This window comes from Flammeovirga pacifica, assembly GCF_000807855.2.
In the GTDB taxonomy this organism is placed as follows: Bacteria; Bacteroidota; Bacteroidia; order Cytophagales; family Flammeovirgaceae; genus Flammeovirga; species Flammeovirga pacifica.
On the sequence record NZ_JRYR02000001.1, the window covers coordinates 2,129,388 to 2,144,647 of the forward strand.

At 32.9% G+C, this 15,260-nt stretch carries 8 protein-coding genes; 5 read left to right on the top strand and 3 right to left on the bottom strand.

Annotated elements, in window-relative coordinates; genetic code table 11:
• Positions 1 to 60: 60 nt before the first annotated feature.
• Positions 61 to 771, bottom strand: coding sequence for a Crp/Fnr family transcriptional regulator (locus NH26_RS08545; protein WP_044228130.1), 711 nt, complete (start codon positions 769 to 771; stop codon positions 61 to 63).
• Positions 772 to 982: 211 nt separating this feature from the next.
• Positions 983 to 8,497, bottom strand: coding sequence for a S8 family serine peptidase (locus NH26_RS08550; RefSeq protein ID WP_158021906.1), 7,515 nt, complete (start codon positions 8,495 to 8,497; stop codon positions 983 to 985).
• A 755-nt stretch (positions 8,498 to 9,252) separates the two neighbouring features.
• Between NH26_RS08550 and NH26_RS08555 the strand changes: the two genes are divergently transcribed.
• The 5 genes from NH26_RS08555 (at position 9,253) to NH26_RS08575 (ending at position 13,624) form a co-directional block, all read left to right on the top strand.
• Positions 9,253 to 10,365 carry a PAS domain-containing sensor histidine kinase gene (locus NH26_RS08555; protein WP_052432271.1) on the top strand — a complete coding sequence of 371 codons (1,113 nt, stop codon included), beginning with the start codon at positions 9,253 to 9,255 and terminating at the stop codon, positions 10,363 to 10,365.
• Entirely contained in the window at positions 10,362 to 10,739 is a 378-nt protein-coding gene (locus tag NH26_RS08560) for a response regulator (protein ID WP_044228124.1), read from the top strand. The genes NH26_RS08555 and NH26_RS08560 overlap by 4 nt, the downstream gene beginning before the upstream one ends.
• The gene (locus NH26_RS08565; RefSeq protein WP_052432270.1) at positions 10,717 to 11,898 is read left to right on the top strand and encodes a sensor histidine kinase; all 1,182 of its coding nucleotides are present in this window, start codon (positions 10,717 to 10,719) and stop codon (positions 11,896 to 11,898) included. The genes NH26_RS08560 and NH26_RS08565 overlap by 23 nt, the downstream gene beginning before the upstream one ends.
• A gap of 44 nt (positions 11,899 to 11,942) precedes the next feature.
• On the top strand, positions 11,943 to 12,800 hold the full coding sequence (locus NH26_RS08570; RefSeq protein WP_044228121.1) for a helix-turn-helix domain-containing protein: 858 nt from the start codon (positions 11,943 to 11,945) through the stop codon (positions 12,798 to 12,800).
• A gap of 107 nt (positions 12,801 to 12,907) precedes the next feature.
• Positions 12,908 to 13,624, top strand: coding sequence for a pirin family protein (locus NH26_RS08575; RefSeq protein ID WP_044228118.1), 717 nt, complete (start codon positions 12,908 to 12,910; stop codon positions 13,622 to 13,624).
• 105 nt (positions 13,625 to 13,729) lie between these two features.
• Here the strand turns inward: NH26_RS08575 and NH26_RS08580 are convergent, their stop codons facing one another.
• Positions 13,730 to 14,692, bottom strand: coding sequence for a DNA cytosine methyltransferase (locus tag NH26_RS08580; RefSeq protein ID WP_044228115.1), 963 nt, complete (start codon positions 14,690 to 14,692; stop codon positions 13,730 to 13,732).
• Positions 14,693 to 15,260 lie beyond the last annotated feature (568 nt).

Genomic DNA, 15,260 nt, shown 5'->3' on the forward strand with positions numbered 1-15,260 from the left:
ATTCAGTTTACAATAAAATACGCTATACTATTTATAAAATAATATAGAAATAGCTGAAAACTAACTATCTAAGAAAAAGTTATGCTCAGCAATTTCTTTTTTCAGTTTATCTAATTCTAAAATTCCAATTTTTTTGCCCACTGCAGTTAAAACACCTTCCTTTTTTAAAGAAGAAATTACCCTTATCACTTGTTCGTCTGTAGTTCCCGCAAAATCGGCAATTTCTTTTCTTGATAATTGAATATTCAATAAATTCTTATTTTGCCCAAACTTTCTATTCATATAAAGTATAGCATCAATAACCTTTTCTCTCACAGTCATTTGTGCTATTTTTTTGACTTTATTTTCTGATCTATTTAACTCTTCGGCATAAAATAACATCATTGAATAGCAAAGTGATGGTACTTTTTGTAACATCTCTTTTATGGTATCAGTAGAGAAATTACATAGTACAACATCTTCAAGAGCAACAGCACTTATATGGTAAAACTGCCCTACCCCAAAACCTCTATGTCCGATAATTTCCCCATCATGACAAAGCCTTACTATTTGTTCTTTTCCATTAATACCTGTCTTTCCCACTTTCACTTTACCTTTTTGCACAAAATAAAGTCCGTGAACAGGAGCCCCTTCTAATATAAAAGGTTGACCTTTTTTAGCCTTCAAACTTAATTTCTTTTCTAAATAAGGAGCTGCCTCTTCTACTAAGGCGTTTTGTTTAATAATGCAAGTTTCATTAGGACAAGATCGACAGTCGATTTTGGTATTCATTTGTTAGCGAATTTGACATTTATACTGAGTAATATTTTCGATCGAACTCAGATGTTCAGATAGTTTATACGTAATTATACTTAAAAAAATAAAAATATCCTATTTAGATATTCTATTCATCCATCAACTTGCTGTCCTTCAAAAAAAAGTAATTAAAAAAAAATGACCCTCCCACAGAGTAGGAAGGCCATTAGATTAACCATTCTAGTGATTATTTTTTTATCATTTTGCCGTATCCAACAAATTGATTATCTACCATGATGGCATAGATGTACATTCCAGTATTCAATTTAGAAGCATTGTACTCCACTTTTTGAACTCCAGATGCCATTGTACCTACATTTAGCCTTTCGACCATTCCACCATTGATATTGTATACAGCAACACTCACATTCCCTTGTTCTTTCAAGTTAAATGAGATTGTTGTTTCTGTCAATACTGGGTTAGGAAAGTTTTTAACTTCTGACACTAACACATCTTGATCAATAGAAGTTGGACTATCTTGTCCACCAACATTTACTTCAACAGTTTGGATAGTAGATAAACCATCTTTATCTGTTGCCATAAATGCTACTTCTGTTGAACCAGTAGATATACCAGCCATAAAGAAATATTTACCTGCCATAGTTGCAACTGCAATACCATGATCAGATGTTGCAATTTCAAATGTCAATTCATCTCCGTCATGATCAATAAATAATTCTTCTGGAGACATTTGAGTAGATTCTCCAACTTTTATATTTACTACCTCATCACCAATAAACTCAGGAGCTCTATTGATAAGGTTTACATTTACCGTAACCTCATGCATAGTTTTCTCTTCTAATTCATCAGTGGCAGTAACAGAGAATTTAAACATATCTCCATCTGCATATTGAGGAGCAATGTTAATTTCATATTTCCCATCAACTTCAGTTGCAGTAACTGAGTTTGTAGGAGATTCTAATCCATAAGTAAAAGTATGACCTTCTCTATCCTCTGCCATGAAAGAGATCGTTTTTTCAGTCAATACATCCATATCTAAAGAAGATACAATATCATCACCAAAAGATGGGCTTGCATTTTTCTTTAAAGTAACTAAGAATTCTAGTTCAGGATTGAATGGGTCGTTAGTGTATGCTTTTACTGCTGCATAATTATCCACTTTCTTTGCAAAGGAAGCATCTAATGATACATTGAATGTTGCAGTAGCATCTACTTCTAAGGCTCCTCCTTCAGAGTCAATTTCTAACCAACTACCCGTAATTGGATTCTTAGCCATAGCTTTGTTCATCCAACGTAATCCTTCCCAATTTGCATCTGTTGTAATATCTAAGATCCCATCAGTAGTCCAAATGTAGAATGTATTACCAATTCTAGATTCTTCAACAACAATACCTTGAGCATATTCAACACCTTGAGAATAAGTAAATACAACAAAGAATCTTTCACCTGGGAAGAAAGTAATCTCTTCTCCTAAGTCAAAAACGATAAAGTCACCTTCCTCATCAGTACCTAATGTTTCTGTTGTGAATACATTTTCATAAACTTCAGTTGCAGTATTTATATCTGATCCAACTAAGATATTCACTCTGATATCAGCATTGTCTTTACCATATGGACGGTAATAAGTTTCAACATGTGATAAATTGAAACCGTCTTTTGGAGCAACAAATGCTGTACCCACTGACATCTCATCTCCACCATAACCTACAGCTGTTGTAGGAATAGTAGTATCTACATACTTAAGAACTGCATGATAATCATCGTCGTTTGAAGTAGACTTATTTCTTAAACTTGATAAAGTTGAAGTTGTAGTACTGAATGACTGAATATCACCATTATTGTTTACCGCCATTGGAGCACCGTCTCTATTAAAATCAATTTCTAATTGATAATCTAAAATAGATTTACCTCCTTCATTAGATACAACTACTGCAAACTGGTCTGTATATTTTGGATCAAGAGAAACAAACTCCTTATCCATTGCGTCCCAAGAGAATGCAGATGGCTCATATGCATTTGCAACTAAGTTCACATTCCATTCCATACCTTCAGTATCTACAGATGTCAATACATCAGTAATAACATCTGGAGTAACAGGAGTCATTGTTGCTCTTAGTTCTATACCTTCACCAGGGTGTACAGTCATTGGGAAATTCCAAAGATCGTTAATGTTTGTCCAGAAAATTTGTGGTCCCCAGAAACCATCAACAACTTCTTTTACTTCAACGATAGATTGTGTTCCATCATTTAATTTGAAGCTATTAATCATGACCTCTTTAGAACCTGAGTTTTTCAAGTTGAAGTATTCAGTATACTGAATATTTGCACCCGCAACCACTTCACCAAACTCAACATCATCAGCTCCTAACATAATTGTCCCTTCCACATTCAATTGAACAGGAATAGCAATTTGCTCTTTATCTGGAGTGATATTTTGGAAAGTTAAGTTCGTGTTATATTGACCATCAATTAATTGAGAAGCATCTACTTTAAATTTCAATGTTTTTTCTTCACCTGCTGCAATAGTCATTTTATGTGAAGGAACATATTCGATAACAAAGCGATCTTTTACAATAGCAGAACCAAAGGCTACTTTAGAAGCAGAAGTTCCTGTTGCATTTTCAAGACCAATTGTTGTCTTATTACTCCATCCGTCTACACCATTTTGATTCTCAACTTTATACTGCATCTTAACTACTCCATCTCTATAGAAGATAGTTTGACACGTTACAAAACCACCAAAGAATGCAAAATTATGCTGATATCTTGAATGAGTAACTACTACTTTTTCATCATCGTGGTAAGCATAAATACCTTTAATAGGAGATTCATCTGTAGGGTTAGAAGCTCCTAACATCCATAATGATGAGGCCACACCATTGATACCATCTTCCATTGGTAAATCTGTATTGAAAATACCATCATATAAATTGCCTGGTTTTTCAAAAGCTACAACTGCGGCATAAGCAATCCACATTTCATTGTATTCTTTACCATAGAATTCTACTGGCCAAGGTAACTCGTAAGGTTGCCACCAGAAATCATCTTCACTTTCAAAGTGATTGATTCTGTTTTCTTCAGAAATAATATCGATCCACTCAAATTTTGGCGCTTCAGGATCCACTGCACCTTTTAATTCATTTTGGTTCGTTCTCCAAGTGTAATCAAAGTCAGGAACATTACTTACCATTGCTTCATCTTCTACTAAAGATAACCATGAAGCCATTCTTGGAAGAATATCTAAATCTACCAAACCATCTTTGTTGCTCACAGTTACTTCAAATTCAGTAGACTCTCCTACTTTTAAATTATAGGTATGTGGAGTAACGTCAAGATCAATTGCTGGAGGATTAAGACCTTCTGCAGAAATATTAATTACATATTCTTTACCATCTGAGTCCATTAAAGTTAAAACATCAGTAAAGTCACCTGCAACTGTTGGGTTAAAGTAAACTTTCATTTGCTTACCTGATCTTGGATTCAGTGCAAAATCACCAGTAAAATCAACTGAGAAATATGTACCATCAGCTAAAGATGCAGAAGTAATAGAAGTAGCTTTATCTCCTTTATTAGACATATTCAACATATGTAGGTATTGTCCGCCTAATAATTGTCCACCATAATTGATGTCCATAGTTGATAATTCAATATCCGCAGCCGTGCCACCATTAACATCTACAATCACTTTAAAGTGAGATAGAGGCATGTTAGGATCATTACTAAATATCGCTATGTTCTGAACATTATTACCATGTACTAGAGTTTTAGAATCAATATCAAAATTGATTGTTTTAGAACTACCTACAGCTACTGTACCTTCCAAAGAAGATAAGTTATTGATAATTTTAGATCCAGGGTAATTGAATCTTACTCTTACATTTTCCTGTTGTCTTTCAAAAATGAAAGGTACTGGGTTGTTCCAATTATTCTCATAAACTAAGACACCATCCGTTTTATCTGGACTTTCTGCAGCAATAAAGATATGTTCTAAGTCATATCCTACTTGAGTAACATCATCATATAAAATATCAAAGTTACCACTTGCATAAAGAACAATTTGGAAAGAAGCTGGTCCATTCCACCATGGTCCCTGTACATTTTTGTACTCAACTACAGTTCTCTCGTCATAGTTTTGAATCCAAATTTCTCCGCCAATACCTAAATCCATAGCTATATAATACATAGCAGATATATAACCATTTGCTAAATATTCGTAACCTAAACCAGGAGAACTATTAAAGTTATCAGTATCGTCTTTGGCTACAATACCATTTTTAGAAACGAACCATTCATTTTGATATTCACCATAGAATGGGAAGTCAAAGTTCATTTTGAACTTTTGCCATTTTAAATTAGGATCATCAACAAATGCTGGAGCCACGTTTACAGCACCCTCTTCATTTGCAATAGATACATAATTAGAACCATCCATATCTTCAAAAAGAGTCCATGAATATCCAAATCTATGTACATCGTCAGGTAAATTATCAGAATATTGAGGGAAGACATAAGTTAATGGATAAGCACCATTATTTACGATAGTCACCTCTCCAGAATTATCATCTCCTTTAACTATAGAATAAGTTTGTTCTAAAGGTGTCACTTCAATTTCAGCAGGTTCACCAACAACAGCAAACACGCTAAATGTATGCGTAATACCTGTTGAAGAAGTTACTGTAATTTCACCATTTACATTACCTGTTTGAGTAGGAGTAAATTTAAGAATTAACTCAGCATTTGATCTAGCATTCACCTCCCAAAGGTTACCTTCTAAAGTAAATTGAGGATCAGATGAAGTCACACTTGATACACCAAATTTACCATAACCAAAATTGGATAAGTTGACAGATACTTCTTTATCAAAACCTAAAATTACTGAACCAAATTCAACAATAGGCATAGATTTTAATTCAGGTAATCTATCAGTGACATTGATGTTGATAGGTAATTTATATTGATCAGCTGCTTTATCATTAGACTCTACATTAGTAATGAATTTATAAGTACCATTGATCAATTTCATTGCATCAACATCCACAGTTACTTCCATTGATTCACCAGGAAGAATCTCACCTTCCATAGGAGAAAGTTTTACTACTTCGCCCAATGTGGCGTTTTTACTTATTAAAGCTTGAGCAAATGCATAACCTTCCGCGTCAAGTGCATTTACTAAAGTTTGCCATGTTTTCCCCTCGTCAAAACTTAACCATTGAGAAACATCAGCAGCGTTTTCAGCACCTGGTTCAGCATGAGAAATAGATAAAGGATAAGTATTACCCGCTTTTGTTTTTACTAATAACCAAACGATACTTCCTTGAGGGAAGAATACTTGTTCGTCAAACTTCACATAATGTGTTTTTTGGAAATCGTATCCATAATCAATAGTAGCACTAGTTACTTTCTTAGCTTCTGATAAAATAGCCCCTTGATATATTTCTACTTCAATTGGACCATTTACCATTTCGTTCAAGAACAACTCTGTATCTGTCAAGTTAAAACCCTCTTCATCAGCAATATGAAATGCAACAGCAGAAGTGTTTGATAAAGTTATATCTTCTTCACCAACATTATACATTGGATGAAACCAATTAGAATAAGTCAGTTTTGATGCTACAAACTCCTCCAATACTTCCTCATCCATAGAGAATTTTTTCACCTGAGGAGCTTGGAATAACTTTACATTTGATTTTCTATGAGATGGAGCCCCTACTTTAGGAAAAGTTGTTGCATATGATTTCCAATCATAATAGAATGAACCTTGATTCACGAAAGTACTCCAACGTAAAACACCTTCGCCTTCATTGTTTAACATGAAAGTTTGAGTATCCATTAGTTTAGTTGGATCCAACATAAAATCAACTGAAGCTACTGGAATTGCAACTGTAGGGCCATTATTAGTAGATGCAGAAATGATATTTGATAATTCAGATTCATTTCCCCAACGATCAAATGATTTAATCACGAAATAATACATTTTATTTCCTTCTAAACCATCTATTTCTTTTTTATTCAATTCTGAAGTATCAACAGCACGCATTGTTTCTGTCTTTGCAGACATATAGTTTTCTGCAGTGATTTCTTCTTCAGAATAATAGATAACATAAGATGCAGGATAACCATCATCTTCATCACTAGGAGTACTCCATGTTAATTCGATAAATACATCTGACGCAATATTAGAAGCAAGATCTGTAATAGCTACTGGACCAATACCTTCATTTTTTACTAATGATTTAGCCGCATCAATTTGTCCATAACCTAGTTTACCTTCATACGATTCATTGTATTGATAAATATCATTTGTTGAATTTACTAACTGATTCCATAAGATGTCTGCAGTATATGAAGCCCCACCTAAATGAGAAACAGTTAAAGCTGCAACCCCAGCAACGTGAGGACATGCCATAGATGTACCATCTAAATAACCATAATTATTACCAGGCAAAGTACTTAAAATACTACCTTCATCACCACCAACATAATTATCACCACCAGGTGCAGAAATATGGATCCAATCACCATAATTTGAGTACCAAGCTTTTTTCCATGAAGGACCTGTTGAAGCTACTGTTAAAGTTTTTTCATAATATCCAGGGTACATTTCACCATCGTAATCATCATTACCTGATGCAAAAATCACGATACCTCCTCTCATTGGAGAACCTTCATAATCACCTGCTTCCTCGATAAAGTAATCTATACCATCTAAAACAACTTGTTCATAAGAACCTGGAGTAGTATATCCCCATGAGTTTTGAGAAATTACCGCTCCATTGTCTGCTGCATAAATGTATGAAGAAGCTACATTACTGTACTGACCACCTAAGATTTGAAGAGACATTAATCTTGCTCCATTTCCTGATCCATCACCACCAGCAACACCTGCTACACCAACACCATTATTGGATACTGCAGCTACCGTTCCTCCTACGTGAGTACCGTGAGTCTGTGCAGGAATATCACCTGATCTATTTGAAAACGAATAACCATAGATGTCATCTACATATCCGTTACCATCATCATCAATTCCGTTACCTGGAATCTCTCCAGTATTTATCCACAAGTTAGCACGAAGATCCTCATGATTGGTATCAATACCTTCATCATGCACCGAAACAATTACATTTGAATTACCTGTTGTTGTTTTCCAAGCTTCAAACAAATTAATATCAGCTCCTTCTGTAAATTCAGGTCTTTGCTTTGTATTGTTATAATGCCATTGTTTACCCAGCATAGGGTCATCAAAATCAGAAGTTGATGCTGAAGTTGCCATCGCAGTAGCTTCTTCAAAAGAGATGCTTCTTTGAGTATACTTTCCATCAATTAACTTCTTTTCCAACATTGGTTCAGCAAACTCCACTTCTGCAATAGAAGAAAAAGCATGAGTTACTGCTCTAAGGTCTGACTCAGAATTTACTTCCATTTCATACCATAAATGCAAACCATGCTTGATAAGCTTGTGTTCTGTTTTAGGGTTATAAGGGAAAACCCTTCTCATGTTTGAGGCTTCAAATCGCTTCGCCGTCACATCAAATGCAGATATTCCTAAAGTAGAAATTCCAGATCGGTTGTTTTGGAAAGATTGAAGTTGAGGAGACATGTCCTCTGCGAATTTAACGCGAACAACACCTTTGGCAATACCATTTTGGTATACCACAGGTTGAGGGATCGACTGTGCTGACACTTCTATACCGGCAGTTGCAGCCAACATAGAAAAGACGCCCACAGCAGTCTTCATCATGTAGTTCATAGTAAAGTTTAAATAATAAAAACTAGAATTGGTTAAAAAAAACAGTTGTACTAAGTCAGTTCAATTGTACTAAAAGTCGGTTTCCTATTAACTGAAATAATAGAACTAAAAAATTTTATGATTATGGTCTCTAAATACTATAATTGATTCATGTTTATAGAAATAAAGGAGAGTTAAACTTGATGTTGTTTTAAAGATTGTTGTAAAAGTTGAGCTGCTTTCTAATAATAGATAAGTGCTTAAATGTTTGACATGTGACGAATATGAAAATTAAAAATTAATAATGAAAGGTATTTTGTGAATAAAAAATAATAACAATGATCACAATTAAAAAACAAAGCACACAACAGTTAACTCACTAAATATTAATGTATTATATTATTAAATAGATCATATCAATCATATACCACTATTTTTATATCAATATTCCTTATCTCAAACCATCCACCATTAACATTGATTACAATCAAACATTATATAATAACAATCCACAACTTAAAATAATCTATAATGGCTTTTTATTGAGTTAAACCTCCTACAATTAAAATGAGGCCAATTGATAAAAAAAAGTATTCCGACACCAAAAACATTACATCATTAAAGTCACTTTTTCTCTTTAAAAAAGTTTTTTTTAGTACACCAAATCACTTTTGAATAATTACATGAATTTGTTGTTTATAATTTATTTTATAATTGATATTCAATCAAAATGATATAAATTTAAGTAGTTATCCAAATTTTATAATATGATGTACCCAGGTGCTATTACTCAACTACTTAATGATAAAAACCACATTTATTACCAACTTTATGACAACTCTCCAGACATGCATGTTTCTGTAGATTCTGAGAGTGGTAAAATTTTAATGTGTAACAAAACTTTATCAAAAAAAGTAAACATACCCAAAGACGATATCATAGGATCCCCCATCCTTGATATGTATCATCCTGACTCTAGAGAAAAAGCTATGAGCGTTTTTAAGATGTTCACAGCAGGCAAAAAAATTGAAAACCAAAGATTAGATTTAATCACAAAAGGTGGAAAAAAAATCCCTGTTCTTCTAAATGTTGACGCCTTTAGAGATGAAGAAAACAATATCACTTTTAGTAATTCTTGCTGGAGAGACATATCTGAAATTGAACAGCTTAAAAGTGAAATTAAAGATAATGTACAAGCTAAAAATAAAGAGTTAGAAGAGTTTGTTTACATTGCTTCTCATGATTTACAAGAACCTTTAAGAACCATAAGTAGCTTTATTGAACTTCTTAAGTTAGAATACAATGATCAACTTGATGAAGAAGCTTTAACCTATTTAAATTTTATTGAAACGGGTGCTGGAAATATGAAAAATATTATCACCGGTTTATTAGATTTTTCTAGAATAGGTAAAGATGTAGAATTAGAAGAAGTGGATTGTAATTCTATTATTCATGATATCATCACAGACTATCACCTTGCTATCAAAGAAAATGATGCTGAAATTACTTCAGAACTTTTACCCCACATTAATGCCTATTCTACCGCAATTAGATTACTATTTCAGAATCTAATCAACAATGCGATAAAATTTAAGAAGTTTAATACACCTCCAGAAATTCATATTGAATGTATCACTAAAGAAGAAGAATACCACTTTATGATTTCTGATAATGGTATAGGCATCCCAAAAGATAAGTTGAACGATATATTTAAGTTCTTTAAACGCTTAAATAATAAGTCGCAATATAAGGGACATGGAATTGGCTTAGCACATTGTAAAAAAATATTAGATATACATGATGGTAAAATCTGGGTTACTTCGGAAGTGAATGAAGGAAGTACTTTCCATTTTACCCTACCAAAAACAATTAAAAAATGAAACGTTTCCTCTTGATAGATGATGATATCCCCACAAACTACTACAATTCTAAAATCTTGAAAAAAGTTATTCAGGAGGTTGATATAATTCAATTAGACAATGTACAAGATGCATTAACCTATTTAGATAACCCAGAGAATCCAAAAGTTGATTTTATATTTTTAGATATCAATATGCCTGAAATGAATGGATGGGAGTTTCTAGAAAGTTATAAATCTATTCCTAAAGGGATGCATGCAGATACATTGGTTATTATGCTGACTACCTCTCTTAATCCTTTTGATCAAAAAAAGGCAGAAGAAAACCCTTTTGTTAACTCTTTTCTTACCAAACCATTAACGAAAGATAAAATTGAAAAAATTATTAATACTTAACGGAATAAGTAATTCTTTAAAACAATATTTTGCTGAAAGTGTGGAAGAGAATGTTGACTATGAAATCATATTAGGACATATTCTTGAAGGCACAATGGCTGGTTTTTGGGACTGGCATATCAAAGATAATTACGAATACATGAGTCCTGAATTTAAACGTATGTTTGGATATGAAGACCATGAAATCCCCAACCATCCAGACAGTTGGCAAAAAATAATTCATCCTGATGATTTACCAGGTGTTTTTGATATTTTCCAAAAACATGTCGATTCCAAAGGGAAATTCCCTTATGATAATGAAGTGCGCTATTTCCATAAAAATGGTTCTATTGTTTGGGTATTTTGCAGAGGAAAAGTAATTGAATGGGATGCTGAAGGTAACCCTGTTAGAATGATAGGAAGCCATATCGACATCACAAAATTAAAGGAGGCAGAGAATACTAAAAAACTAAATAAGCAATTAGAAGAAAAGAATCAGGAACTAGAAAGGTTTGCCTATGTAGCTTCTCATGACCTTCAGGAACCTCTTCAAACTATTAATGTTTTTTCTAAATTATTAAAAGAGGAATTTGAAACCAGCTTAGGAAAAGAAGGAGAGGATTACATTAATTACATCTCTGAAGCAACCAAAAAAATGAGTACTCTTTTACGTTCTTTACTCGATTATTCTTTGATTGGTACCGAAGATAAAGTCACCATTTGTAATTGCAATGAATTAATTTCTGATATCATCGCTAATAATAAGGAGTTAATTGAGAAAACAGAAACCACTATTTCATTTAGTCATCTACCGATTATATATGCTTATGACATTCAATTAAAATTAGTTTTCCAAAACCTTATAATGAATGCCATTTCCTTCCATAAAGAGGGCGTTCCTCCTAAAATTATTATTAGCTGTGAAAAACAAAAAGATGGCTGGAAATTTAAGATATCAGATAATGGACAGGGAATAAAAAAAGAAAACTTAGAACGAATATTTTTAATTTTTCAGAAATTAAAAACAAAAAATACAGGAGCCGGCATTGGTCTTGCATTTTGTAGAAAAATCATTGATCTCCATAAAGGAGATATTTGGATAGAATCTGAATTTTCAGTAGGCACTGATATCTTTTTCACCATCAAGAATATAAATTCTATAAATCGCAAAAATATATAAGTTTAAAGTATTTATAATTTCCATAAATTCTTGAACTTTAGGAGATGGAATCTGTCAAGACTTATAAAAACATAAATAAAAGAGACAACAAAGTCTCTTTTAGCATCTCTAAAATGCAAGACATTTTTGATAAACGTAACGGTAAAGTAGACGCTCCTCATAGACATGATTTTTATACTTTAGTTTTTACTGAAAAGGCCAAAGGCACCCATAATATCGACTTCAATGCCTACCCGTTACAGGGAGGGCAATTGTATTTTATTTCACCTGGACAGGTACATCAAATTATTGAAGAAGAGAAATCTTTTGGTTATGCACTTGTATTTTCCGCCGACTTCTTAGCTTACAACAATATCTCTACGTCTTTTATTGAAGATCTCAAACTATTTAATGATTTTGAAGACACTCCCCCTCTCACTCCTACGTCAGCACAACTCGAAGAAATAAAGCAAACTGTAATCAAGCTATATTCTATACATCAATCTGGTATGGCTTATGAATTAGAAGCCATTGGTTCTTTATTAAAATATATACTAATTGTATGTACTAATGTATGCAATCTTACATCAGAAGATATTTCTAGTAGTCGTAGTCTACTAAAACAGTTTAAAAACCTAATCGACCGACATTATCAGAAAGAACATCATACTTCTTATTATGCAGAGTTACTACACATCACTCCAGATCATTTAAATAAAGTGGTTAAAATGCAAAGTGGTAAATCTGCAAAAGAACATATACAAAGTAGATTAACCATTGCAGCAAAAAGGTTACTCTATTTCTCGAATTTAACGACCAAAGAAATTGCTTTCCAACTAGGGTTTTCTGAACCTGCTAACTTTAGTGCTTTCTTTAAAAAGTGTGTTGGAATAAGCCCATCAAAATTTAAAGCAAATAGCTAATAACGGATTTTCATAAGACTTTGCTTGATTCTAATATTCCTACCCATAGTGTTTTTCTAGACTTTTGTATTACATCAAATCAAAATACACACTTTAAAGAAAACATTATGAAAACGGTATTACATACATCAGATAGCAGAGGACACGCCAACCACGGTTGGTTAGATTCACGTCATACATTTAGTTTCTCATCATATCAAAACCCAGAGCGTATGAACTTTGGAGTACTAAGAGTTTTAAATGATGATAGAGTGGCACCTTCTAAAGGTTTTGGCAAACACCCTCACGACAATATGGAAATCATCTCTATTCCTCTATATGGAGACTTAGAGCATGAGGATAGCATGGGAAATAAAAAAGTGATTAAAGAAGGTGATATTCAAGTAATGAGTGCCGGAACAGGTATTTTCCATAGTGAATACAATCCGAATAACGATAAAGAAGTACAATTCCTTCAGATTTGGGTGTTCCCTAATAAACAATCTGTAGCCCCACGTTATGACCAAAAAACAATTGCTGATATATCTGTTCCTAATCAATTAAATCAAATACTATCTCCTCATGCTGAAGATGCAGGAGTTTGGATTCATCAAAATGCTTGGTTCCATTTAGGAGATTTTGATAAGGACACAAATTTAAATTATCCACTTAAAGACAAAAATAACGGGGTCTATATTTTTGTTTTAGAAGGTGATATACTAATTGATAATCAAACACTTAATAAAAGAGATGGATTAGGGATTTGGGATACTGAGAGCATCAATTTAAAGGCAAAAAAAGGAGCTAAGGTACTGTTTATGGAAGTCCCTATGCATTTGAATTAAACTATAGTATAATTAATGGAAACTCATCATTCATGATATGGTGAGTTTTCTTATTTACAACAACACCTAAACAATTGATTTACTGACCATTACACCACAAATATCTTATTTTTCTATCTGACAAAGTATTGCCTTTAAAACATTAATCGCAACACTATTTCCGAATTGTTTGTATGCCTGTGTAATTTTAGAAACAATTTTAAAAGAATCTGGAAATCCTTGAATACGTGCACATTCTCTAGGTGATAATTTTCTTATGACCTTATCGACTTGATATAAACCTGTTCGAGAACCTACTCCCCCACCATAAGCAGATAAGGTAATTGCATGTCCTCTGATATCATAAATTCTCTCTCCCTGCCCTCCTTTATTTACACGACCAATCTGTATGGGTTTATTGGGTAAAACAATATTTCCATCAGCATCTTCCTGTGGTTGATAATCTTTATACATATCAATATCAGATCGTACTACAGGTTTTACTTCTGGCTTTTTTTCTAAAAAATCTTTTAATTGGATTTTATGCTTTTGGGGCGACGGAAAACTAAAGGTATCCATCACTACATCTTTTCTAAAACACACAAAATAGATACGCTCTCTATTTTGAGGTAAACCATATTGTGAAGCATTCAACACCTTATAATCTACAGAATACCCTAAATCATCTAATGTTTGAACTACCACCCTAAGTGTATTCCCTCCATCATGTCTTTGAAAATTTCTCACATTTTCTAATAACAATAGTTTGGGTTGATGATGGTGAACAATTCTTGCGATATCAAAAAAAAGTGTTCCCCTAGCATCTTCAAAACCTTTTTGTTTACCCGAAATGGAAAAAGCTTGACATGGAAAACCAGCACAAAGTATATCGTGTTGGGGGATATCATTTTCATCAATTTTAGTAATATCACCTTTAGGTTTTAATCCATAATTGATGGCATAAGTTTTTGCGGCATGATCGTCCCATTCTGAGGCAAAAACACACTCGGCTCCAAAACTATTTAAAGCTTGGTGAAAACCTCCAATCCCTGCAAAAAGATCAATAAACTTTAGTCCTTTGATGATCATGATAAAATTACCTACATAAAAGTAGCAAGGTATTATTAAATTATTGATTGATAAAGGAGTTTATCAATTATTAAAAACAAAAAGGGAAACTCTTGCTTCCCTTTTTATTTTATGCATTAAAATTATTTTGAATTTGTATGCGATAATCTTACTTTCTTATTCATCCACTTAGTTGTTTTTCTTTTGTTATGATCTGTATGATTACCATAATCAGACATAAAAATCGAAGTTTTGCAACTTGATAATGTCGCCATAAGAAGTAAAAAAGCAAATAGTTTTACTGCTGAAGATTTAATTGAGTTTAAATTTATCATATGTCGAAAAAATTGCAACTAATTAGAGTTAGCTGTTACTCTATCAGTTTGTATTAGTAATTAGTAAAATACGATGTCGTAATGTTATAAGTATCAAGACAAATGCAATGCCAAAAGACAAAAAAATCATCGAATATTACTACTTATTAAACTACACCTAACACTATATCAAAAAAGTTATAATTACATCCTAGAAAAGTTATGTTTTCAATTAATGCCTATCTAAATCATTCAAAAGCATCATATTGTAAAGT

Bases quoted from the DNA above. Each gene is read 5' to 3' on its own strand.
- NH26_RS08575 (WP_044228118.1), top strand. From the start codon at position 12,908: ATGAAAACGGTATTACATACATCAGATAGCAGAGGACACGCCAACCAC.
- NH26_RS08545 (WP_044228130.1), bottom strand. From the start codon at position 771: ATGAATACCAAAATCGACTGTCGATCTTGTCCTAATGAAACTTGCATT.
- NH26_RS08555 (WP_052432271.1), top strand. From the start codon at position 9,253: ATGATGTACCCAGGTGCTATTACTCAACTACTTAATGATAAAAACCAC.
- NH26_RS08550 (WP_158021906.1), bottom strand. From the start codon at position 8,497: ATGATGAAGACTGCTGTGGGCGTCTTTTCTATGTTGGCTGCAACTGCC.
- NH26_RS08570 (WP_044228121.1), top strand. From the start codon at position 11,943: ATGGAATCTGTCAAGACTTATAAAAACATAAATAAAAGAGACAACAAA.
- NH26_RS08580 (WP_044228115.1), bottom strand. From the start codon at position 14,692: ATGATCATCAAAGGACTAAAGTTTATTGATCTTTTTGCAGGGATTGGA.
- NH26_RS08560 (WP_044228124.1), top strand. From the start codon at position 10,362: ATGAAACGTTTCCTCTTGATAGATGATGATATCCCCACAAACTACTAC.